Source organism: Oceanicaulis sp. UBA2681 (assembly GCF_002354675.1).
Classification (GTDB): Bacteria; Pseudomonadota; Alphaproteobacteria; order Caulobacterales; family Maricaulaceae; genus Oceanicaulis; species Oceanicaulis alexandrii.
This window is the reverse complement of record NZ_DEMB01000016.1, coordinates 5166-28692: the sequence shown is the minus strand read 5'-3', so window position 1 is coordinate 28692 and position 23527 is coordinate 5166. Positions and strand designations below refer to the sequence as shown.

Here is a 23527-nt window from a genome sequence, read left to right as displayed (position 1 = left end):
TGCCGGGTAAGCCAAAAGGTTAGGTGGCGAATTGCTCCAGCAGGATGCGCTCATCCAGCGCCCGACCCTTGTCAAACAGCATGGTCAGGGTGTGTCCGGGCGCCTGGCAGATGGTGACAGTCTCGGCGTCACGAAATTCCTTGTTGTCTGCGACCACGGCCACCGGGCGCTTGCGTGGCTCCAGGACGTCAAAGCGAACCATTGAAGACTGCCGTAACAATGCGCCACGCCAGCGCCGGGGCCGGAAAGCGCTGATCGGCGTCAGCGCCAGCAAGGTCGCATCCAGCGGCAGGATCGGCCCGTGAGCGGAGAAGTTATACGCTGTGGATCCTGCGGGGGTGGCCACCAGAACGCCGTCCGCCGCCAGTTCTTCAAGCCGCGTTTTGCCGTCAATGCTGACGCGGATCTTGGCGGTCTGCCGGGTCTCGCGCAACAAGGAGACCTCGTTGATCGCCAAGGCTTCGAAGGTCTGGCCCTGGGTGTCACGGACAATGGCCCGCAGGGGATGAATCTCTGCGCGTTCGGCCTGCTCAAGGCGTGCGATCAGGTCCTCAACGCATGGCTCGTTCATCAGAAAGCCGACCGACCCGAAATTCATGCCGAACACCGGGATCTTGCGTCCCATGACGGAATGCAGCGCATCCAGCATGACGCCGTCGCCGCCCAGGGCGATCAAAACGTCTGCGTCCAGAAGCTCGCTTTCGCCATAGCGGTTGATCAGTTCGGCCTTGGCCGCTTGGGCGTCGTCACGATCAGAGGCGTGGTAGGCCAGGCGCATAACGGCTCCTGTCAGCTCGCCGTAAAGGCGCTTCGGGAAAAGAGGGGCTTAGTGGATTGAACCGTCTGCGCTCATCCGGTGCAAGGCCTGACGTGCGGCGTCTCTGGAGTATTGCTGGTACAATTCTCCCACAGCCCTCTTGGCGGCGTCCAGAGGTAAAGGGTGCGCGCGGCCCTGCTCGCACAGAGCTTCAAAGAACAGATGAGCGTGATCAATATTCATCGCCATGGCGCGCGCCGCGAGAATTGATACGCGAACCGGAGAGCGCCGCAGCGCTTGCCGCCAGTCCGCAGGCTCCAGGCCGGTCAGGCGCGCAACGGCGTGGTCGGAAATATCTGCGCGACCGTTCTGTGTAGCGCGCAGGACATCTGCGGCGTTCAGCGCGTCAATTTTGCGCAGTTCGTCAGTCAGGCTGGCGCCGAGATCGTCAAGTTTGTCCTCATCATCCGCCGTGCCGTATTCGCCCAGATGGTCCAGGGCTTCAGGACAAACCTCTTTCAATAGACCGCTGACGGCTTCGCCCGCTGCTTCATACAGCGCTTGCGCGAAATCAAGCTCGAGCGAACCCCGTCTCGACAAAGCGCTCTGCAACATGGCGTCCGCCTTGATGATGTCAGCAGTCTGTTCCGCGCAGGTTGCGGTCAGCTGAGCGCCAAGGTTTGCGAAAAGCAGAGCCAGACAGCCGCGTTCGCGATACTGGCTGATACGTTCCGCCAGCTTGTCACTGATCACACGTCGTTTTGCGAGGGCGCTCCTTTGCTCGGCCCCCAATCCCGCCAGCGCCAGAAGGTCCTGCTCTTTAAGGCATTCCGAGTGCAGCAGTACGGGCGCAGAAACAGCATAGGCGTCAAACGCCAGAACGCGGATGGTTTCCAGCGGCGCCCAGTCGCACTGAGAGAGTTTCAGCGCCGCCTGTGCGCGCACCCGGGCTTCGGCCGCTTGTAAAAAGCTCGTGAGGTGACGGTCGATCTCTTCAAGGACCGGTTCAGGCAAAGGCCGAAGCATGCAAAGATCGGTCAAAGCAAGCGCTTTACGGCCCGCCCTGTCAGGCGGGTTTGCAGACGCGATCACGGGGTCTGAGGTCGAACGCAGCATTTGCCCCTCATGCTAAATCGGCCTGACCGAACGAATCATAAGCATCAAATTGACTGAATCTTGGTTAGTGAATCATTATCAACGGCGGAGATTAAGATGGCTAAAGACATGAATGCAGTCGCCTTTAGTGCTCTGAGAGACCGCTATAACGCTGTTCGCTCTCAGACCGAGGCCCTCTCTGCGGCTTTTTCTGCGGAAGATCTGTGTGTCCAGACCATGCCGGACGTTTCGCCCGGCAAATGGCACCTCGCTCATGTGACCTGGTTCTGGGAGACGTTTCTGCTGTCAGAGGCGCTACCGGGCTATCAGCCTTTTGATCGGCGATTCAACTATCTGTTCAATTCTTATTATGAAGCGATTGGCGAACGCCATGCGCGCCCGGAGCGGGGCTTTCTGACCCGGCCAGGTCTTGAAGAGGTTCTGGCCTATCGCACCCATGTGGACCGCGCCGTGAATGGCTGGTTTGACCAGGCGAGCGCTGAAGCGATTGAAACCTATCGCACCGTGATTGAGACCGGCTTCGCGCATGAAGAACAGCATCAGGAACTCTTCCTCACAGACATCAAGCATGTGCTGTCACGCAACAGCTTTCCCGAGGCCGCCTATGCCCGGACGCTGGACACTGCGCCGGATCTGATCGCCACGCGCCCGGACCCGGTCTGGCTGACCTTTGAGGGCGGGCTCGCGGAGTTCGGGCATGAAGGCGAGGCCTTCGCTTTTGACAATGAAGGCCCGCGGCACAAGGCGTGGCTGGATCCCTTCGCCTTGGCGAGCCGTCCGGTCAGCAATGCCGAGTATCTCGCCTTCATAGAGGATGAGGGCTATGGGAGGCCGGAATTCTGGCTCTCGGAGGGCTGGGCGCGGATGCAGGATGAAGGGCGCACTCAGCCCTTTTACTGGCGCCGTCGGGACGGTCGATGGGCCGAATTCACCCTGCACGGCGAGCAGGCCTTGCACCCTGACGCGCCCGTCAGCCATCTCGACTATTTCGAGGCGAGCGCTTTCGCCAGCTGGGCCGGCGCCCGTCTGCCTGAAGAGCGCGAATGGGAACAGGCTGCGCAAGGGCTTGCCGTTCAGACAGTGCGGTGGGCGAGCGCTGACGGCTTGCTTCACCCCCAGCCGCAGACATCCGCCACAGATTTGCAAGCCCTGTTCGGCGAAGTCTGGGAATGGACCCGGTCCGCCTATAGCGCCTATCCCGGTTTTGCGCCCGCAGCAGGCGCCATCGGCGAGTACAATGGCAAATTCATGTGCGGCCAGTTCGTCTTGCGAGGCGGTTCATGCCTGACGGCGCCCGACCATGCGCGGACCACCTATCGCAATTTCTTCCCGCCTGACGCCCAGTGGCAAATGACCGGGTTGCGCCTTGCGAAAGACCTTTAGTCGCGCCTGACCTTGTCCGCCGGGCATGGGCAGAGCCGGAAAAATGCGGTAAACAGTGTTCACACAACCGCCAAAGAGCGGGTGAGCGCACAATCGCCTGTCAGAGGGAGGAGAGCCTTATGGACGACGCCAGCCAAATCTCGGTGAAAGACCAGGTCAGCGAAGACGAGTGGAAAGCGCGGTGCGATCTCGCGGCGCTCTACCGTCTGGCGCGGATGCACAAATGGGATGACTTGTTTTTCACCCATATCTCCATGCGCGTGCCAGGCCCGGACGAGCATTTCCTGATCAACCCCTTCGGTCTTCTGTTTGAAGACGTCACCGCGTCCAACCTGGTCAAGGTTGATATAGACGGCAATGTGCTGCCGCCATCGCGCTATGGCATCAATCCGGCGGGCTTCACGATCCATTCCGCAATCCACCATGCGCGCCCGGATGTGAAAGTGGCCATGCACCTTCATACCGATCAGGGCGTCGCCGTGGCGGCGCAGAAACGCGGCCTGTTGCCGATCTCGCAACTGGCGATGAATGTCATGAAGGACGTGACCTATCATGACTATGAAGGCATTGCGCTGGATGCGGACGAAAAAGAACGCCTGGTCGCTGATCTGGGCTCCAACAACCTGATGATCTTGCGCAATCATGGCACGCTGACGGTCGGGGACCACCCGTTCAATTGCTATCTGCGCATGTATCTTCTGGAGCGCGCCTGTTCGATCCAGACCCTCGCTCAGGGCGCAGGCGCAGAGCTGATCGAGTGGGATGACGCCATGCAGACCCGGGTCTTCAAGCAAGGCGAGGAAGGGGTCACCAATGAGCTCTTCCTGGAGATCGCCTGGCACGCCCTTCGTGGCCGCGTGGACCGGGAATGCCCGGGATATGATGTGTAGATTTCCCGTTTGAGGGGAATTTTCTGGACAAGTCGCCGCGCCTGAGTTTGGCTCCCTTCAAGGGGGCTAGGCGATGGGCGGCGATGTCCGGGCGAAGCGATCAAGACCAGAGGCCGCTCTGTGGTTGTGCGGGTGCGCGATCGGTTTATGGGGGCTGGCCGTCGCGCCCGCTTCAGCGGGTGCCTGGACACGCCCTGCGGGCAGCGGGCTGACGATCACCTCCGCCAGTCATCACGCCTTCGACTTGAGCAATTCCGATGCGGCGTTCTCAAAGATTGAAACGTCGATTTTCACAGAATACGGGCTGACTGACCGCCTGACTCTGGTGGGTCGGGTGGCGCGGGAAACGCGCTTTCGTCGTTCTGTGAGCCAGGTCAGCAAGGCGGGCGCCACCTACAGCCTATCTTTCAACACCGTCAGTCAGGGCTGGGGCGAGCTCGAGGCCGGCATGCGGCTGAACGCGCTTGAGTATGGGGATTGGGTGCTGAGCAGCCAGATCAGCGCCGTGCGGTTTCCAGGCGACCCAGACGACGCCCTTAACGCCGTTCCGGTCTGGGGCGCGGATGCGCGGCTTCTGCTCGGGCGCAGCCTGGGGGCGCGCATGTTCGCAGAGGCGCAACTGGCTCACCGCAGCCGCTTTGATAATGCAGGCGGCGAGCACCGCATGGACCTGACGTTTGGCCTCCGTCCATCTGAGCGCTGGCTGGTTATGGCGCAGACTTACTCGGCTTGGGGTGAGCGCTACGCCCAGCCGTATGAAAGTCATCGGCTTCACATATCTGTGACTGCGCCAGTTGCAGACCGGCTTTCTTTACAGCTAGGCGCCACTAATTCTTTTTATAACGACGGATTATCACCTGAGCGCGCATATGTAATAGCGCTATGGCGTGAGTTTTAACTGCATTTCAGCGTGCGAATTTTGATTTTCGCATTAAACGGCGCATATCGAGCGCACAAACAGGTTCAGGAGACGGGCAGATGCAGCGTTGGCTCTTTTTGGCGGCGACGGCAGTGATTTTTGCAGTCATGGCCCTGGCTGTGATCATCCGCGCCATATCCGGCGGCGAAGAGCAGGGCGGAGGATGGGGCGGCGGTCGAACGCTGGTTTCAGTCTACACCGTTCAGCCTGACACTTTCGCTGATGTGGTTGAAGCGCTGGGCAATGCGGGCGCCAATGAATCTGTCAGCCTGACCGCGAAGGTCTCCGACATCATTGCGCGACTTGATTTTGACTCAGGCGCGCGTGTCGAACAGGGCGAAATCCTTGTGGAGCTCGCGGACGCAGAAGAAGCCGCTGGATTGAGTGAGGCGCGCGCCACCCTGCGCGAGACGCAGCGCGATATCGCCCGCATTCAGGACCTGACAGATCGCGGCGTCGCTTCACGCACCCGTCTGGACGAGGCGCAGGCGGCGCTGGATCGCGCCCGGGCGCGGGTCGAGGCGATTGAAGCGCGTATGGCGGATCGCATCATCCGGGCGCCGTTTTCCGGCGTGATCGGCCTGCGGACCGTCAGTGTTGGCGAATTGGTGGGGCCGGGCGATGTGATCGCCCGCCTCGACGACACGTCCGTGATCAAGCTCGACTTCACCGTTCCAGAGCGGTTCTTGTCCGTGATCGACGCCGGCCAGGTCGTCCGCGCGCGCAGCGCGGCCTTTCCTGAAGAGGTGTTTCAAGGCGAGGTCAGCCAGGTTGATAGCCGGATTGATCCCGCCACGCGCACGGTCACGGTGCGCGCGCTGATCGACAATGCCGATGGACGCTTGCGCCCGGGCATGCTGATGACGGTCGAGCTGCGTCGCGACGAGCGTGAAAGTCCCGCCGTTCCGGGGTCTTCTATCGTCCGTTTTGGTGAGCAGACTTTTGTTTACGTGATCACCGAAGGCCAGGCAGGCCCGATGGCGGTGCGTCGTGACATCGAGCTGGGCCTGCGCAATGCGGGCATGGTCGAAGTCGTGAACGGCCTGAGCCTGGGAGAGCGCATCGTGTCTGAAGGCGTACACCGCGTGCGTGAGGGCGCCCCGCTAGAGCTGGCGAACGCACCGGCGCAAGGCGGTGGTCAGGGCCTTGAAATTCAGACCGGGGAGGCTGCCCGATGACCCTGACGGATATTGCAGTTCGCCGTCCCGTGCTCGCTTTCGTGGCGAGCGCCCTGATCATCGTTTTCGGCTTCATGGGCTTGCAAGAGCTGCCCTTGCGAGAAATGCCCGATGTGGACCGTCCCATCGTCTCTGTCAGCGCAGACTATCCCGGCGCCAACGCCGAGGTGATGGAAAACCGTGTCACCCAGGTGATCGAAGACAGCCTGTCCGGCATTGAAGGCGTGGATACGATCAGCTCGTCCTCTCGCGACGGGTCGTCCCGCGTCACCATCACCTTCACCCTGGAGCGCGATATTGAAGCGGCGGCCAACGATGTGCGTGACGCCGTCTCCCGCATTCGCGACCGCATGCCAGAAGACGTGCAGGGCCTTGAAGTGTCCAAGCAGGACAGCGATGCGCGGCCCTTCCTGTGGTACATGCTCAGCTCGGACCGGATGACGCGCGAAGAGCTGACCGATTACGCGGACCGCAACATCGTCGACCGGTTCACCGTGCTCGACGGCGTGGCCAATGTGCGTATTGGCGGACAACGCCGTTACGCCATGCGCATCTGGCTTGATCCATATGAGATGGCGGCGCGTTCCGTCACGGTGTCAGACATCGAAGCGGCGCTGCGCTCTGAAAATGTCGAGGCGCCGGGCGGCGCCGTTGAAACCTCCGACACGCAATTATTTGTCCGGGTCGAGCGCCTGTTCGCCGATGAAGACGCCTTCGCGCGCATGCCGATCCGGGTGTCAGAAGATGGCCATGTGATCCGTCTGGGCGAGGTCGCGGATGTCGAGCTGGCCGCTGAAGAGCATCGATCCCTGTTCCGCGGAAATGGCGAGAACATGGTGGGCCTAGGTTTTGTGCGTCAAAGCAAGGCCAATTCGGTCGCCGTGGCCGAAGAGATCAACGCCGCTATTGATCGCCTGCGTCCGCAATTGCCTGAGGGCATGCAAATTGTCGCCGGGTCTGACGATACGATCTTCATCAAGGAATCCATCAAGGAAGTCTGGCGCACCTTCGCCGTGGCCGCCACATTGGTGGTGCTGGTGATTTACCTCTTTCTGGGCAGCTTTCGGGCCGCCATCGTGCCGGCGGCCGTGGTGCCCGTCTGCATGATCGGCACGTTCGCCATCCTCGCGGCTGGCGGTTTCTCCATCAATATCCTGACACTTCTCGCGCTTGTGTTGGCGATTGGTCTGGTGGTGGACGATTCCATCGTGGTTCTGGAAAACATCCAGCGCCGGGTCGATCTGGGCGAACCGCCCATGCTGGCCAGTGAACGCGGCGGTCGTCAGGTGTTTTTCGCCGTGATCGCGACCACGGCGACTTTGGTGGCGGTGTTCATGCCGCTGATTTTCCTTCCGGGCCTGATTGGACGGATCTTCGCTGAGCTGGCGGTGACCATCACCGGCGCCGTGGTGTTGTCGAGCTTTGTCGCGCTCACCCTGTCTCCGATGATGACGTCTAAACTGCTCAAGCCCAGCACCGAGCTGCGTGGTCCCGCCCGATGGGTGAACAGAGGCCTCGATCAGGTTCAGGTGAGCTATCGCCACAGCCTGAAGCTCATTCTCAGCATGCCCTGGATCGTCGCGCCGCTGATCATCGTCGCGGTGGCGGGTTCGGCCTTCATGTTCTCGCGCCTGCCTGGCGAGCTGACCCCGCCGTCTGATCGCGGCAGTTTCTTTGGGTTTGTCGGCGCTCATGAAGGCGCAAGCTTTGACTATATGAGCGGCCAGATGATGCAGGCCGAAGAGATCGTGAACAGCTATCTGGACAATGGCGAACTGCGCCGGGTCCTGGTGGTGTCGCCGGGCTGGGGCGGGTCGGGGTACAATTCCGGCATTGTCATCGGCAGCATGACCGATTGGGGCGAGCGTCGTCCGGGTGATGAGATCGTCAATGAAATCAACGCCCGTTTGGGCCAGTTGCCAGGCGTTCGCGCCTTTGTCTCCATGCGCTCGCCCTTGGGCGGCGGGGGTGGCGGCGACGACATCCAGTTCGTGTTGCAAGGTCCGGAATATGAGCTTCTGGACCGTGAAGCGGACCGGCTGATCGCGGACATGGCCGAGCGCAACCCCAATCTCATCCGCGCCCGCAAGGATTACCAACCCACCGCGCCGCGTCTTCTGGTCGATATTGACCGCGAACGCGCTGCAGCCCTTGGCGTGTCGGTGTCTGACATCAGCGGCGCCTTGCAAACCCATCTGGGATCACGCCGGGTCGGACAATTCATTGATCGCGGCGAGGCCTATAACGTGATCATGGAGAACCGGCAGGCGGACCGGTCCAGCCAGAACGACCTGGAGGCCTTGTTCGTCAGGGCGCAATCTGGCGATCTCATCCCGCTTTCGAGCCTTGTGAACCTGCGTGAGGTGGGCGAAGCGCCCAGCCGCTCGCGGATTGACCGCCAGCGCGCGGTCACCGTCTCGGCCACCATCCAGGGCGATTACACTATCGGTCAGGCTGTGGAATGGCTCGACGCCTGGGCGGCGAATACGCTGCCGCCGGAAGTGGGCACGACCTATGTGGGCGAAGTGCGCGAATTCCTGCGCTCCAACAACGCGATCTATTTCGCGTTTGGCCTGGCGCTTCTGATCGTTTTCCTGGTGCTGGCGGCGCAGTTTGAAAGCTTCATCCAGCCCGCCGTGATCATGCTCACCGTGCCGCTCGCCGTCGCGGGCGGCCTGTTCGGGCTTTATATGGGCGGGTCGAGCCTGAACATCTTCTCCCAGATCGGATTGATCATCCTGATCGGGCTGGCGGCGAAGAACGGCATTCTGATCGTGGAGTTCGCCAACCAGCTGCGAGAAGAGGGGATGACCCTCGCCGAGGCGACGCTGGAGGCGTCTGTCACCCGTCTGCGTCCGATCCTGATGACCGGCGTTTCGACCGCTATCGGCGCCTTCCCGCTGGTGATCGCCAGCGGTCCGGGCTCTGAAACACGCGTGACCATCGGTCTGGTGATCTTCACCGGCGTGATGGTGGCCACGCTGTTCACCCTGTTCGTGGTGCCGGCCGTGTACGGTGTTCTGGGCCGATACACCAAGACGCCGAACTGGGTGACGCGCCAGCTTGAAAAGGAAGCGCGCGAAGTGCGCGGCGCCGACCCGATCGATCCGCCCGCGGCGCCCGCGGAATAGCAAAGAAAATCCCCGGAGCGCCGCTCCGGGGTTTTTTGTTCAGGGCTCTTGCGGACAACGCTTAGTGCGTGTTCACCGCCAGCCAGGCGATCAGGTCGTTGCGATCTTCTTCGTCACGCAGACCGGCGAAGCTCATGCGGTTGCGCGGGATGTATTCACGCGGATTGGTCAGATAGGCGTCCAGCGTTTCAGCGGACCAGACGATCCCGGATTCTGACATGGCCGGTGAATAGCGGAAGTCTTCCTTATGGCCGGCTTCCGCGCCGAACACGCCGTGAAGATTGGGGCCGACCATGTTGCGGCCGCCTTCATCCACAGTGTGGCAGGATTGGCAGCGGCGGAAGATGCGGGCGCCGTTTTCGATGCTGGCGCTCACATAGGGCTCGCCCAGCTCTGTCAGGATGCTGGCTTCGGCGTCGTCTTGCGCCTGCGCCGCGCTGGTCAGGGCGAGGGCGGCGAAACCGGCGAAAATCATACGCATTGGGAACTTACTCCTGTTGCACTCGGGTCTGGGTGAGCATCTAGCGCGTCGCATGGGGCCCGGCAAATGCGCCAAGCGTCGCAGGATGCGCCAATCTCCACTCTAAAATCATGAGCTTGCGGCCTGATTAAGGCAGTGCGTGAGCAGGTGCGGCAAGATGAAACAGCCTCGCGCATCTGTGCCGGCTGACCATTGGGCCCCGATCTCGCTAAGATAGTTCTCGATCAAGCGGGGATGAGGCCAGATGGCGAGCACATCGCCCATAGCGTGTTTTGAAACGCGCGATCTGTGCAAGGTTTACGGGGAAGGCGCAGGCGCCGTTCACGCCTTGCGCGGCGTCAACCTGCTGGCTCCGGAAGGCGAGCTTGTCGTGTTGCTCGGGCCGTCAGGGTCCGGCAAGTCCACCTTGCTCAACATTCTGGGCGGCTTGGATCGCGGCTCCAGCGGCGAAGTGTTCTTTCGCGGCCGGCCGCTGCATGAAGCCAGCGAGCGTCAGCTGACGCGTTACCGACGCAATCATGTGGGATTTGTCTTTCAGTTCTATAATCTGATGCCGAGCCTGACGGCGCTGGAAAACGTGGCGCTCGTCACCGAGGTGGCGCGCGATCCGCTGCCGCCGGAAGAGGCGCTGGCCCTGGTGGGCCTGCATGAGCGCATCCATCATTTCCCGGCCGAGTTGTCGGGGGGCGAGCAGCAACGCGTCGCCATTGCGCGCGCCATCGCGAAACGGCCTGAAGTCCTGTTATGCGACGAACCCACGGGCGCGCTGGATTCCGCGACGGGCGTCAAGGTTCTGCAGGCGCTGCGCGAGGTCAATGAAACCCTGGGCGCGACGACGTTCATCATCACGCATAACGCGTCTGTGGCGGACATGGCTGATCGGGTCATCGTCTTCGGCGATGGTCAGATCCGGGAGAACCGGGAGAACGCCACCAAGCTGGATCCCAAGGAGATCGCCTGGTGACCGGACGCTGGCTCTCTGTGCTGGACCTCAAGCTCTGGCGCGATGTCTGGTCCATGCGCGGCCAGGCGCTGGCGATTGCGCTGGTCATTGCAGGCGGCGTGTCGGTGCATCTGGTGATGGCGGGCATGCTGGGTTCGCTCGATGAGACCCGCTCCGCCTATTACGAGCGCTATCGGTTCGCTGATATCTGGGCGCCGGCGGTGCGGGCGCCCAATGCGGTGCTGGACGATATTCGCCGGATCGACGGGGTGGCGGCCGCCCAGTCGCGCATCCTGTCCCCGGTCCTGTTCGACATTCCAGACATGGCCGAACCGCCCAGCGGCGTAATCTATTCCCTGCCACATGCAGGACGCCCCCTGGTCAACGACATTCATCTGGTCGCGGGCTCCATGCCCGATCCGGCGCGCCGCGATCAGGTCGTGGTGCTGGAGGGGTTCGCGACGGCGCACGGGCTGACGGTTGGCGACACGGTCACGGTCACCATTCGGGGCGGGCGAGAACGGCTTTCGATCTCTGGAATCGCCCTCTCGCCTGAATACGTCTACGCCATCGCCCCCGGCCAGATCGTGCCTGATCCGTCATTGTTTGGCGTTTTATGGATGGACCGCGAGGCGCTGGAGACCGCCGCTGATCAGCAAGGCGCCTTTAATGAGGTGGTGGTGCGTTTGTCACGCGGGGCGGATCCAGCGCCCGTACGCGCCGCGATTGACCGCATTCTCGAGCCTTATGGCGGGGCGGGGGCGTATACGCGCCGCGAGCATGTCTCCGCCGCCTTCTTGCAAAGCGAGCTCGATCAGCTGCAGACCATGGGCGCTATCTTGCCGCCAATCTTTCTGGCGGTCGCAGCGTTCCTGGTGAACATCGTGATCTCGCGGCTGATCGCGGTGGAACGTGAGCAGATCGGGCTGTTGAAGGCTTTTGGGTATTCGTCAGAGGCTGTGTCCCTTCACTATCTCAAGCTGGTCGGCGTTATCGCCGCGCTGGGGCTGGTGATCGGTTTCGCTTTGGGGACCTGGCTCGGTCACGCCATGGCGATGATGTATGTGCAATACTACAGCTTCCCCTTTCTCATTTTTTCGGCCAGCCCGTCTGTTTACGCTATCGGCGTTCTGGTCACTGTTGTTGCAGTTGGCGGCGGCGCGGTCTGGTCCGTGCTCAAAGCGGCCCGGCTGGAGCCGGCGGTGGCGATGCGCCCGCCGCCGCCGCCTGATTATTCGCGCGGCGCGGGGGTGATGTTGACCCAGCTGAGCTTGCTCGACCATCAAAGCCGGATGGTGTTGCGCCAGATCTTTCGCTGGCCTGTGCGGGCGGGACTGACCGTGACCGGCATCGCCGCATCCGGCGCCCTTCTTGTCATGACGCTCTACTTTCTCGACGCCATGGAGGTGATGATCGAAAATTATTTCGACCTCTCCAATCGGCATGACATGGCGGTGAGCTTTACCGAGCCGCGCACCATGGCGGCCTTTCATGACCTTGCCGGACGTGAGGGCGTTGTGGAGGCGGAACCCTTCCGGATAGCAAGCGCGCGCCTTCGCTATGACAATCGCGAGGTTCTGATGGGGATAACGGGCGTCATCGACGACCCGGCCCTGTCGCGCATGATGGACAGCCAGGGGCGCACGGTGTCGCCGCCGCCTGGCGGTCTGATCCTGTCTCAGGATCTGGCGAACAGGCTTCATGTGCGCTCAGGAGAGCTTTTGACCGCTCAGGTTACCGAAGGCTCCAGGCCGCGGCTTGAGCGTCTGGTGGTCCAGACGCCTGACGTGCTGATCGGCTCGGGCGCGCAGATGCGACTTGAAGACCTGAATGCGGCGCTGGGTGAGGGGCGGGTGATCTCAGGCGTGTATTTGCGCGTGGACCCGGCGTTTGCGGACGCGCTCTATCTGGAGCTGAAAGATGCGCCGCTGGTGGCGGGCGTCCAGCTTCACACGATCGCCAGAGAGAACTTCACCGAGCTGATGGACCGGTCCATCGGTCGCTCGATCTTCATCTACACCTTGTTCGCCGGCATGATCGCGCTGGGCGTCATCTATAATTCGGTGCGCGTCTCACTGGCGGAACGCGAACGCGAGCTGGCCTCATTACGGGTTCTGGGCTTCACCAAGGGCGCGGTCAGCTACATCTTGCTCGCCGAAAGCGCCATCCTCACCCTTGTGGCCCTGCCGATTTCTCTGGTCGCTGGCGCGGCTTTGGCCTGGGGTATGGCCAAGGCGATGAGCTCGGACTTTTTCCGCCTGCCGTTCGTGATCGAGCCGTCCACCTATGGCTATACGACGTGTGTGCTGATCGTGATCGCCCTGATCAGCGGGTTGATCGTGCGCCAGCGCATTAACCGGCTTGATCTGATCGCCGTGCTGAAAACCCGCGAATAGCCCAGGAGGCGCTTGATGACATTGAACTTTCGAACGGTGTTCTGGTCTGCAGCCGGGCTGATCGCCCTGGCGTTGATCATTTACGCCTTCCTGCCGCGCCCCGTGCCGGCGGATTTCGCAACTGTCGATCGCGGCGTCCTGACCGTGACCGTTCAGGATGAGGGCTATACGCGGGTGCGTGAGGTTTACACGGTCTCTGCGCCTGTAGGCGGACGGCTGCTGCGGGTGGAGCCTGAAGCAGGGGATACCGTGAGTGTGGGACAGGTGCTGGCCAATATCCTGCCCTCTGACCCGGCCTTTCTGGACGCGCGCAGCCAGGGTGAAGCCGAGGCGGCTTTGCGCTCGGCTGAGGCCTTGTTGGGCTTTGCGCAAGCCGATGTGGAGCGGGCGCGCGCTGAAGCTGATTTCGCGCAGGCCGAGATGGACCGGATCAATACGCTTTACGAGCGCGGCACCGTCAGCGAAGGCGCGCTGGACCGGGCGCGTCTGGCGCTCAGAAGCGCTGATGCCGCTTTGAACACAGCCCGCGCCAATGTGCGCGCCCGTCAGGCGGAGCGCGACGCGGCGGCGGCGCGACTGATGGAGCCGGGCGATAATGGCGATGCGCGCGGCCTGGTGGAAGTGACGAGCCCGGTGAGCGGCCGCGTGCTCCGGCTGGTGCAGGAAAGCGAGACGGTTGTCGCGCCCGGCGCGCCCTTGCTGGAGCTGGGCGACCCTGAAGATCTGGAAATCGTGGTCGAGCTGTTATCCACCGACGCTGTGCGCATCACCGAGGGAGCTGCGGCGACGCTGGAAGACTGGGGCGGCTCACCGCCCTTGCGCGCCCGGGTCAGCCGGGTGGAGCCGTTCGGATTTCTGAAAATCTCCGCGCTGGGTGTTGAGGAGCAACGGGTCCGGGTCCGTCTGGACCTGCTGGACCCGCCGCAGATGTGGGAGAGCCTGGGCCATGGCTTCCGGGTGGAGCCGGCGATTGAGGTCTGGCGCGGCGAGGACGTGCTGATCGCGCCGGTGGCGGCGCTGTTCCGACGTGAAGGCGGATGGGCCTGTTATGTGGTGGAGAATGGACGCGCGCGCCTGCGCCAGGTCGAGATCGGACAGGCCAATGGCGTTGACGCTGAAATTCTGGACGGGCTCGAAAGCGGTGAAACCCTGGTGCTCTACCCCTCAGACCGGATCGAGGATGGCGTGCAAGTAACCGAGCGCGGGGAATAAAGCTCGCCCCACCGAACCCGCAGGGTTCGCAAGCGCGACCGTGCGCCCGCAGCGTCAGCGAGGAACTTCAAGAAAACAGAGAAAATGGCGCCGGCTGAGGGAATCGAACCCCCGACCTTCGGTTTACAAAACCGCTGCTCTACCAGCTGAGCTAAGCCGGCGCGTCTGGGCTTTCTACGCGGGAGCCGGTCTGTTGGGCAAGCGCCCGGATGCAGACAATGCAGGTTATGGGGGCGGGCCGCTGAACCGGGCTGGTTTCCCTTTGCCGTGAGCTTGGGTAAGAGTGCGCGTCTCATCCCGTGACAGACCGGATCTATTTCCCATGGCCCGCATACTCATCACCAGCGCTCTACCGTATATCAACGGCGTCAAGCATCTCGGCAATCTGGCCGGCTCCATGCTGCCCGCCGACGTGTATGCGCGTTTCATGCGGTTGAGCGGCCATGACGTGCTGGCGATCTGCGCGACGGACGAACATGGCACCCCCGCCGAGCTGGCCGCGGCGGCCGCCGGGCAGGACGTGCGGACCTATTGCGACGAGCAGCACGAGATCCAGAAATCCATCGGCGAGCAGTTTGCGCTGAGCTGGGATTATTTCGGCCGCACCTCCTCAAAGCAGAACGCTGAACTGACCCAGCACTTTGCGGAGACGTTGGAAGCAAACGGGCTGATCGCCGAAGTCGTCGAGCAGCAGGTCTATTCCATTGATGACGAGCGCTTTTTGCCGGACCGCTATGTGGAGGGAACCTGCCCCAATTGCGGGTTTGAGAAAGCCCGCGGCGATCAGTGCGACAATTGCGGCAAGCTGCTGGATCCGATCGAACTGATCGAGCCGTATTCAGCGGTGTCGGGATCGAAGAATCTCGAAGTGCGCGACACGCGCCATCTGCAGCTCAAGCAAACGGCCATGGAGGAGCGCATTCGCGCCTGGGTGGACGCGGCCGACGGCTGGCCGCAATTCGCTAAATCCATCGCCTATAAATGGCTCGATGAAGGCCTGCGCGACCGCACCATCACGCGCGACCTCAAATGGGGCGTGCCGGTCACCAAGAAGGGCCAGCCGCGCGAGGGCTTTGAAGACAAGGTCTTCTATGTCTGGTTTGACGCGCCCATCGGCTACATCTCCGCGACGCGCGAATGGGCGGAGAAAAGCGGCGGCGACTGGGAAAGCTGGTGGCGCACTGACAAAGGCGCCGACGATGTCCGTTATGTGCAGTTCATGGGCAAGGACAATGTGGCCTTCCACACCGTCAGCTTCCCGGCCACGCTTCTGGGCTCAGAGGAGCCGTGGAAGACGGTGGACGCGCTCAAGGCGTTTAACTGGCTGACCTGGTATGGCGGCAAGTTCTCCACTTCGAACAAGCGCGGCGTCTTCATGGATCAGGCGCTGGAGCTTTTGCCGTCCGACTATTGGCGCTGGTATCTGACCGCCTACGGGCCCGAAGGCTCTGACGCTCAATTCACCTGGGATCATTTCCAGGCCAGCGTGAACACGGACCTCGCCAATGTGCTGGGCAATATGGTCAATCGCGTTCTGAAGTTCGCCACCTCCCGTTTTGACGGCGTTGTGCCGGATGGGGGAGAAACGGGCGAGCATGAGGCTTGGCTGGCCAGCGAGGTCGAGACGCGCCTCAAGGCGATCGCCAGTCATTATGAAGCCATGGAGTTCCGCAAGGCGGCTGCGGAAACCCGCGCGCTGTGGGCGGCGGGCAATGAATATCTGACCCGGGCCGAACCTTGGGCGCATTTCAAAACGGACAAGGACAAGGCCGCCATGGGCGTCCGCACCGGGATCAACCTGATCGCCCTGGCCGCAATTGTTGCGCAACCCGTCATTCCAGCGGCCGCGAAAACCGTGCTGGACGCGATTGGCGTTCCCGAAGACCGGCGGACCTGGCCCACGGGGTCAGGGGCTGCGCTATTGGACGCCCTGCCGCGCGGTTTGCAGTTCTCCGTGCCGGATGTCCTGTTCGCCAAGATCGAGGATGATCAGGTCGCAGAGTGGGTGGAGCGCTTCGGCGGCGCCGAATAAGGCGAGTTCGCGCGCTGAATACGCCCATGACGGTTAGTCTTTCGTTTAGGCTGACTTGGCATTGTCTGCGCTGGACCAGACGACGGGGCTGATCATGAGCGAAGCGGCGACCTTGGGTGAGGGCGCGCTGTCAGCGGAGGCGTTGACGGCGGCGAACGTGCATCCAGACACCGGCCTAGCGACTGACTATCTCAATCATTTCAATGAAGTGGTCATGCTTCTTGAGATGTTGCCCGATATGCCCGACTTCGCCGAGGAAGTCCTGGCGTGGGAGCCTGTTCCCTATGAAGAGCATTTCGAGCGCACCAATTATGTGGGCAAGGAAACTGTAATCGCCGCATACGCCGCGGTGGACCACACCTTGAAAGCGCATCTTGAGACCATCGTCGCCGCCGTGAACGATGAAATGCGCGAAGCCCAATCCAAAGTCGAGGCCGGCGATTTCGCGGGCGCTTCGGCCATGGCGGGCAGCGAAATTGAATCGCTTCTGGCCGCGGCCCGCGCCGCCGTACAGGGGCGAATCGAAGGCGAAGGCATTGATGACAGCGCCGCCGCCCAGGCCGCAGCCGACGCCCTGTTTGATTGACCCCGAATTTCTTTCTTCGTTGACCTCTCCTCTCTAGCGGTCTGCAATGCCGCCAAGAAAAAAGGGGAGTCGCACTTATGCGTCATTTGTTCATGGCCGCCGCCGCAGGGCTGGCGCTGACCGCGCCGTCTTTGGCTCAAGACGATCTACGCACCGCCATCGCCACCGATTGGGACAACCATCTGCAAGCGCTCTACGAGCACTTCCATGAAAATCCCGAACTGTCCTTCATGGAGACCGAAACCGCCGCGCGACTGGCTGAAGAGCTGCGCAGCGCCGGCTTCGAAGTGACCGAAGGCGTTGGCCGCACCGGCGTTGTCGCGGTGATGGAGAACGGCGAGGGGCCGACCATAATGCTGCGCGCCGACATGGACGGGCTGCCGGTCCGTGAAGACACGCCGGTGGACTATATTTCTGAAGTCATGGGCGAGGACCGGATGGGGAACACCTTCCCGGTCATGCATGCCTGCGCGCATGACACGCACATGACCTCGCTGGTCGCCTCGGCCCGCTATATGAGCCAGAACCGCGAGGCTTGGTCGGGGACGCTGGTGCTGATCGGCCAACCCGCCGAAGAGGTGGGTCTGGGCGCGCTCGCCATGCTGTCAGACGGCCTGTATGAGCGCTTCCCGGCGCCGGATGCGGTCGTGTCCTATCACACCTGGGGCTATATGCCGGCGGGCGTGATCCGCTATGCGCCGGGTTGGGCGATGGCGAATGTGGATTCGGTTGATCTGTATGTCCGCGGCGTCGGCGCTCATGGCGCCTCGCCGCATCTGGGCAAGGACCCGGTGGTGCTCGCCAGCCAGATCGTCACCAATCTGCAGACGCTGGTCAGCCGCGAGCTGTCGCCGCTTGAAACCGGCGTGGTCACCGTCGGCGCCTTCAACGCCGGGACCAAACACAACATTATCTCCGACGAGGCGCATCTTCAGATTACCGTGCGGTCCTATTCTGACGAGGTGCGCGAACGCCTGATCAGCGGGATCGAACGGATCGCGCGGGGTCAGGCCATGGCGGCGGGCCTGCCTGATGAACTGATGCCGGTGATGGAAGTCGAAGAGATCTACACGCCTGCGCTCTATAACGATCCGGCGCTGTCTGATCAGGCGGGCGCCGTGCTGTCTGCCCGGTTTGGCGAGAACGCCGTGGGGACCGCGGACCCTGTGACCGGCGGCGAAGACTTCTCCCGCTATGGCCGCACCGAGGAAGACGTGCCGATCTTCATGTTCTGGGTGGGCGGCGCCCCGCAGAGCGTGTGGGAGGAGTATCAGGCGCGCGGTGAAACTCCGCCCGCCAATCACTCGCCCTTCTTCTATCCCGATGGCGAGGGCGCCGTGACCGTCTCTTCTGAAGGCATGGTCGCGATTGCGCTCGACCTGTTCGCCAACGGCGTGCCTGAAGGCGAGTAGACCATGACCCAGCCCCGTCACGACATACAGCGCGTCACCTCCGGCGCGCCATGGGAAGAGCTGGTCGCCTATCGCCGCGCCGTGCGCGTCGGCGATCAGGTGTTCGTGGCGGGGACCGTCTCGGTCGATGCAAAGGGACAGCCGTTCGCGCCCGGCGACCCCGGCGCCCAGACCTCACAATGTCTTGAAATCATCGCGCAAGCGCTGGACAAGGCGGGCTCCCATATCAGTCATGTCGTGCGGACCCGGCTTTACGTGACCGATATGAGCCCTGAAACACAACGCGCAGTGGGGCAGGCGCATCGCAAGGTGTTCGCAGAGTTTCCGCCCGCCAGCGCGATGATCGGCGTGGCGGCGCTCGCCGGGCCCGAGTTTATAGTTGAGATTGAAGCTGATGCGGTCATCCCGCCCGGCGACTGATTTTTCAGGATGTTTTGATGGATGCTTCCTTGATCCCCGCCGACCAGAACCTCGCGGTGATGGCCGGGCTGACCGTGATCGCCGCTGCAGGCTTTTTGCTCGAAAAGACCAAGTTCGGCGCTCTGCTGACGGGTACCGTGTGGACGATCCTTCTGGCGATCCTGGCGTCCAATCTGCGCATCCTGCCGTTTGACGCGCCCGCCTACGGGTTCGTGTTCTCCTACGCTGTGCCGGTGCTCATTCCGCTCTTTCTGATGAAGGCGGACCTCAAGCGCATCTTCTTTGAGACAACCCGCATGACCGGGGCGTTCCTGATCGCGTCCCTTGCGACGGTGATCGGCGTCTTTACCGCTGTGCTGGTGGTCCGATTGGGTGATTGGGAAGCGGCGGTCGCTGCGTCCCTGACGGGCTCGTATGTGGGGGGATCGGTGAATTTCGGGCCGCTGACCGAGATGACCGGTCTGGCGGAGGGCGCGCCTAGCCTCGTCTCCGCCATTGTCGCCGCCGATCATCTGGCGAGCGCGGCCTATCTGGGCGTTCTGGCCGTGCTGCCCGGCGTCGCCTGGATCGCCAAGCGCTTCGTGTCGCGTGATCACACTCAAGACCACACCGAAACCCTGGAAGAGGGCAGTGAGGGCGCCACCACACCCTTGTCGCTTGCGCTGACGCTGGCTTATGCGCTGACGGTCGTCGCTATCGGGACCTGGCTGTCCAGCGTGGGCGACGGCCTCGTGTCGCCTGATGCGATGCGCGAGGCCATCGGCGTATCCTTCGGCGATCTCAAATACGTCTTCATCACGCTATTGGCGCTGATCCTGCCCACGGCCATTCCGACGCAAATGGCCAAGCTGAATGGTGGGTTCGAGCTCGGCGTGGTGTTCGCCTTCCTGTTTTTCGGCGCCATCGCCGCCGGCGCCAATGTGGCGCAATTGCTGGCCGATGCGCCGCTGATCATGCTCTTCATCGCCATTCTGGTGAGCGTTCATGGCGTGGTGGCGTTCGTGCTCGCCAAGTTCTGCAAGCTGTCCCTGCCTGAAATCATCATCGCGTCCAACGCCGCCATTCTGGGCGCGACCACCGCTCCGGCGCTGGCGGCCGCCAAGGGGTGGCGCGACCTTGTGACGCCGGGCGTGCTCGTGGGCGTTCTGGGCTATGCGCTGGGCACCGTGCTGGGCACGGTCGTCTATGGCCTTTTGGGCTGACGTGTGCAGCCGATGCCACGCGATCACGGACGGGTGGAACATTGTCCGCCCGTTTCCTCTCGCTGTTCATGGATGACGCTTCGCGGCCATAATCGCCACTCTCGGATAGGCGGCGTCCATCCGCCATGTGTTTTGCCTCGGTAAGACTTGTTGGGGTTGCGAGCGCTCACAGGGTGTCGATAATTCGCCTGTCAGGGAGGTGTCATGGCGGATGTACCTATGCAGGAACCAAACGGCGCGGGGGGCGGCTTCGGCGGTTTTCGCGGCGATTTCGGCGATGATGGTGACGGTGAGTTTCATGTCAGCCTGGAGATTGAGGTCAGGCTCGACCTTGAGACAAGCGAGTTGGGCTCTGTCGCTGCGCAGTTCGCTGACGGTCTCAGGGATCGACTGAACGCCTGGTATCAGCAAGAGGTCGCTCCGGCGGACGGTTTCCCGCCAACGCATGACCAGCTCAGTGTGGAGCTGATCGAGGTTCGCCCCGGCAGCGTCATCGCGCGGCTTCGTGTGAGCCTGAGCGTCTGGGGAGGCCGTGCCTGGAAAGCAATGCAGGCTCTGGCTGTTTTGATCACGCTGACAGGCGCCGTACCCGACAGCGATCCACCGTCCAAGACAGAGGCGGCTGCAGGCTTTGAGGTGCTCGTGATCAAGCAATGCGAGATCACGGGTGAACAGATGACGGGCAAGAAACCCGTGGTTACGCCCATCGGACCTTCGGACACCAAGCCGGTCATGAAATCCTGATCAGCCCGCCAATCGCGCCCGCCCGATCAGCCAGTCATGATCGATGGCGGCTTCGCCGGCGCCCAGAGATGTCGGGTTTTCGGCGATACGGCGCCCGATATAGGCGTCCGCCGCCGGCTCCAGCCCGGCGCGGATCAGGGCGCTGGCGGTCAAAGCCGTGGCTGACCACTCCGCAAATCGCCGCGCATCCGCTTCGCCAATGCCGCCTGAGGCCATCTGGGTCAGCGCGTTCAGACGCGCGTCCAGAGCGGGGTGTCGGCCGAAGGCGGGCGCCAGCTCGGCCGCGAGGGCGTCCCGCGCCGCCGTATCACGCGACAGGGCGCGCAGTACGTCCAGGGCGATGACATTGCCCGAGCCTTCCCAGATGGCGTTGAGCGGGCTCTGGCGGAACATGCGCGGCAGAGGATGCTCTTCCACATAACCGGCGCCGCCATGGGCCTCCATCGCTTCATAGGTCAGGTATGGCGCGCGCTTGCAGATCCAGTATTTCGCAATCGGGGTCAGAAGGCGCGCCAGCGCCGCTTCGTGCGGATCGGTCTCGGCCTTGTCAAAGCTTTCCGCGACCCGGAAGGCGAGGGCGAGGGCGGCTTCCGCCTCCATCGCCAGTTCGCCCAGCACTTCGCGCATCAGCGGCTGATCAATCAGGCGACGCTGAAAGGCGCTGCGTCGGTCGGCATGCCAGACCGCATAGGCGGCGCCGTTGCGAATGAGGCCCGCTGACCCCGCCAGGCAATCAAGACGGGTGTGATTGACCATTTCGATGATGGTGCGCACGCCGCGGCCCGGATCGCCGACGCGGCGGGCCCAGGCGTCCTTGTATTCGATCTCGGAGCTGGCGTTGGACCGGTCCCCCAGCTTGTCCTTCAGACGCTGGATCTCGATGGTGTTGCGCTCCCCGTCCGGGGTCCAGCGCGGCACGAGAAAGCAGCTCAGCTGCGCATCATCGCCTGAGCCTTCATAGGCGAGGGTCAGAAAGCCGTCGCTCATGGGCGCCGAGCAGAACCATTTATGACCGGTCAGCGTCACCACATCGCCGTCCTGGCTTTCTGCGGTGGTGGCGTTGGCGCGCACATCAGACCCGCCTTGTTTCTCGGTCATCGCCATGCCCAGCGTCAGCCCGACCTTGTCTTCAGGCGGCAGAAAGCGGGGGTCGTAGCGCCCCGACGTGACGCCCTGAATCCAGGGGCCGGTCCAGTTTGATTTCTTCAGCGCCGGCACGCTGGCATAGGTCATCGATTGCGGACAGCAGACACCGGCGTCCGCGGTCCCCATCAGCATCAGAAGCGCGGCGTGCAGCGAGTGCGGCGCTTGCTGTTCCGTCCAGGCCGCGGACGACACGCCATGGCTCAGCCCCAGCTCCATCAGCGCATGATAGGCGGGGTGGAACTCGACCTCGTCTATGCGATGACCAAACCTGTCGAAGGGTTTGAATTGAGGCGGGTTTTCGTTCGCCATCCGGGCCAGGTCCTGAACGCTGTCAGAGCCGATTTCGGCGCCCATGGAAGACAGGCGATCGGCATGCACATCCGCGCCATTTCGCGCGAGCGCGCCCTTGAGCATGGCGTCGTCAGAATACCAATTCACGCCGACAAGCGGTTCGGACTGGTTTTCTACATTGTGGGTGGCGAGGTCGGTGCGGGGGGCGTGATGTCTCATGCCTGGTATCAAAGCGCTTTGAGCGGCGGCTGTCGACCGGCGCGACATGGAGAAAAGTTTAGCTTGTCGCAATGTTGCGGTGGGGTCTGATCAGCCAGCATGCTGATGCGACGGCGTCGGGGGGGAACAACCCGCGCTGAACGATAACAACACTCAAAGAGATGAGGGTCGATATGACGGTCATGGTTCTGGCGCTGGCGACAGCGATGCAAGCGGGCGGCGCGCCTGTTATTGAGATTGAAAATTTCATCGGCACGGTGCGTGTGGAACAAGGCGCTGCGCTTGAAGCCCGATACGAACGCGGCGGCTCGAGCGCTGATATCCGCAATGCCAACGGCGCGCTGTATGTGGACGGCGGTGAAACCATGCGGCGCATGCGATGCTTTGGCGGCTGGCGGGACCAGCGTGTCGGGCGCAATCGGCGCGAAGCGCTGTCTTTTGACGAGCTGCCGATTCTGATCATCACGACGCCGAACCCTGCCAGCGTGGAGCTCGATGACTCCATTGTCCGCGCCGAACTGGGCGAGACCCAATCGCTTGATTTGGTGATGTCGCATTGCTCAACGCTTGAAGCAGGTGAGGTCAGCGCTGACGCAAGCTTGGCTATTCGTGGTTCAGGCCATGCAAGCGTGGGCGAAATCGGCGGCGCCTTGAATGCGGCCCTGTCTGGCTCGGGGCATCTGAGCGCCGAGGATATCGGCGAGTCAGTTGATCTGGCCGTGTCCGGTTCCGGCGACGTTGAGCTCGGCGATGTGGGCGGCGACTTGGAGGTCGGTATTTCCGGCTCCGGTGAAGTCGAGGCCGGTCATGTGGCGAGCCTTGAGGCGAGCGTGTCCGGCTCTGGCAATGTCGAAATCGGCAATGCGCCGGGCGGCGTTCAATACGCAGCATCAGGCAGCGGGGATCTGTCGGTTGGCGCCACGACGAACGTGTCTGTCAGCATTTCAGGCTCTTCCAACATGGAGGTCGCCAGCATGGACGGCGTTCTGGAGATGAGCAGCAGCGGCTCGGGCGATGTGCGCATCGAGCAGGGCCGCGCCAGCTCGGTGGAGGCGCGTCTTGGCGGCTT

19 protein-coding genes and 1 tRNA gene are annotated in these 23527 nt (G+C 62.6%); 15 read left to right on the top strand and 5 right to left on the bottom strand.

Annotated features, from left to right (window positions below; translation table 11 throughout):
- Positions 1–19: 19 nt before the first annotated feature.
- On the bottom strand, positions 20–778 hold the full coding sequence (locus B3M53_RS11400; RefSeq protein ID WP_022699767.1) for an NAD kinase: 759 nt from the start codon (positions 776–778) through the stop codon (positions 20–22).
- 48 nt (positions 779–826) lie between these two features.
- Positions 827–1873 (bottom strand): DUF2336 domain-containing protein, encoded by a 1047-nt coding sequence (locus B3M53_RS11395; protein WP_273020502.1) that lies wholly within the window; start codon positions 1871–1873, stop codon positions 827–829.
- Positions 1874–1969: 96 nt separating this feature from the next.
- On the opposite strand from B3M53_RS11395, the gene egtB reads away from it, so the two are divergent.
- From egtB to B3M53_RS11370, 5 genes are all read left to right on the top strand, one after another.
- Positions 1970–3256, top strand: a complete 1287-nt coding sequence (gene egtB, locus B3M53_RS11390; protein WP_028284466.1) for an ergothioneine biosynthesis protein EgtB — start codon at positions 1970–1972, stop codon at positions 3254–3256.
- Between the two features lie 119 nt (positions 3257–3375).
- Positions 3376–4146, top strand: a complete 771-nt coding sequence (locus tag B3M53_RS11385; RefSeq protein WP_022699764.1) for a class II aldolase/adducin family protein — start codon at positions 3376–3378, stop codon at positions 4144–4146.
- Between the two features lie 244 nt (positions 4147–4390).
- Complete coding sequence (locus tag B3M53_RS11380) at positions 4391–5044, top strand: hypothetical protein (protein WP_286800431.1); 654 nt, start codon at positions 4391–4393, stop codon at positions 5042–5044.
- Between the two features lie 80 nt (positions 5045–5124).
- Positions 5125–6243: an efflux RND transporter periplasmic adaptor subunit gene (locus B3M53_RS11375; RefSeq protein WP_022699762.1), complete on the top strand. Its 1119-nt coding sequence runs from the start codon at positions 5125–5127 to the stop codon at positions 6241–6243.
- On the top strand, positions 6240–9374 hold the full coding sequence (locus B3M53_RS11370; protein ID WP_022699761.1) for an efflux RND transporter permease subunit: 3135 nt from the start codon (positions 6240–6242) through the stop codon (positions 9372–9374). Before B3M53_RS11375 ends, B3M53_RS11370 begins: the two co-directional genes overlap by 4 nt.
- 61 nt (positions 9375–9435) lie before the next feature.
- Here the strand turns inward: B3M53_RS11370 and B3M53_RS11365 are convergent, their stop codons facing one another.
- Entirely contained in the window at positions 9436–9855 is a 420-nt protein-coding gene (locus tag B3M53_RS11365; protein WP_233345973.1) for a c-type cytochrome, read from the bottom strand.
- 244 nt (positions 9856–10099) lie between these two features.
- On the opposite strand from B3M53_RS11365, the gene B3M53_RS11360 reads away from it, so the two are divergent.
- From B3M53_RS11360 to B3M53_RS11350, 3 genes are read left to right on the top strand one after another with little or no spacing between them, the layout of a single operon-like run.
- Positions 10100–10819: an ABC transporter ATP-binding protein gene (locus tag B3M53_RS11360; protein ID WP_273020495.1), complete on the top strand. Its 720-nt coding sequence runs from the start codon at positions 10100–10102 to the stop codon at positions 10817–10819.
- The gene (locus B3M53_RS11355) at positions 10816–13194 is read left to right on the top strand and encodes an ABC transporter permease (protein WP_273020493.1); all 2379 of its coding nucleotides are present in this window, start codon (positions 10816–10818) and stop codon (positions 13192–13194) included. The genes B3M53_RS11360 and B3M53_RS11355 overlap by 4 nt, the downstream gene beginning before the upstream one ends.
- A 15-nt stretch (positions 13195–13209) precedes the next feature.
- Entirely contained in the window at positions 13210–14406 is a 1197-nt protein-coding gene (locus B3M53_RS11350; protein WP_273020491.1) for an efflux RND transporter periplasmic adaptor subunit, read from the top strand.
- Between the two features lie 85 nt (positions 14407–14491).
- Here the strand turns inward: B3M53_RS11350 and B3M53_RS11345 are convergent.
- Positions 14492–14567 (bottom strand) — tRNA-Thr (locus B3M53_RS11345).
- 161 nt (positions 14568–14728) lie between these two features.
- Between B3M53_RS11345 and metG the strand changes: the two genes are divergently transcribed.
- From metG to B3M53_RS11315, 6 genes are all read left to right on the top strand, one after another.
- Positions 14729–16438, top strand: coding sequence for a methionine--tRNA ligase (metG, locus tag B3M53_RS11340; RefSeq protein WP_273020489.1), 1710 nt, complete (start codon positions 14729–14731; stop codon positions 16436–16438).
- Between the two features lie 94 nt (positions 16439–16532).
- Positions 16533–17024: a hypothetical protein gene (locus B3M53_RS11335; RefSeq protein WP_286800430.1), complete on the top strand. Its 492-nt coding sequence runs from the start codon at positions 16533–16535 to the stop codon at positions 17022–17024.
- 77 nt (positions 17025–17101) lie between these two features.
- Positions 17102–18436: an amidohydrolase gene (locus tag B3M53_RS11330; RefSeq protein WP_273020486.1), complete on the top strand. Its 1335-nt coding sequence runs from the start codon at positions 17102–17104 to the stop codon at positions 18434–18436.
- A gap of 3 nt (positions 18437–18439) precedes the next feature.
- Positions 18440–18856: a RidA family protein gene (locus tag B3M53_RS11325; protein ID WP_273020484.1), complete on the top strand. Its 417-nt coding sequence runs from the start codon at positions 18440–18442 to the stop codon at positions 18854–18856.
- A gap of 17 nt (positions 18857–18873) precedes the next feature.
- Positions 18874–20058, top strand: coding sequence for a DUF819 domain-containing protein (locus tag B3M53_RS11320; RefSeq protein ID WP_273020482.1), 1185 nt, complete (start codon positions 18874–18876; stop codon positions 20056–20058).
- Positions 20059–20262: 204 nt separating this feature from the next.
- The gene (locus tag B3M53_RS11315; protein WP_286800428.1) at positions 20263–20802 is read left to right on the top strand and encodes a hypothetical protein; all 540 of its coding nucleotides are present in this window, start codon (positions 20263–20265) and stop codon (positions 20800–20802) included.
- Here B3M53_RS11315 and B3M53_RS11310 read toward each other — a convergent pair whose 3' ends face one another.
- Positions 20803–22458 carry an acyl-CoA dehydrogenase family protein gene (locus tag B3M53_RS11310; RefSeq protein ID WP_273020480.1) on the bottom strand — a complete coding sequence of 552 codons (1656 nt, stop codon included), beginning with the start codon at positions 22456–22458 and terminating at the stop codon, positions 20803–20805.
- A gap of 173 nt (positions 22459–22631) precedes the next feature.
- Between B3M53_RS11310 and B3M53_RS11305 the strand changes: the two genes are divergently transcribed.
- Positions 22632–23527 (top strand): GIN domain-containing protein (locus B3M53_RS11305; RefSeq protein WP_286800427.1); only part of this gene is annotated, 896 nt, incomplete at its 3' end.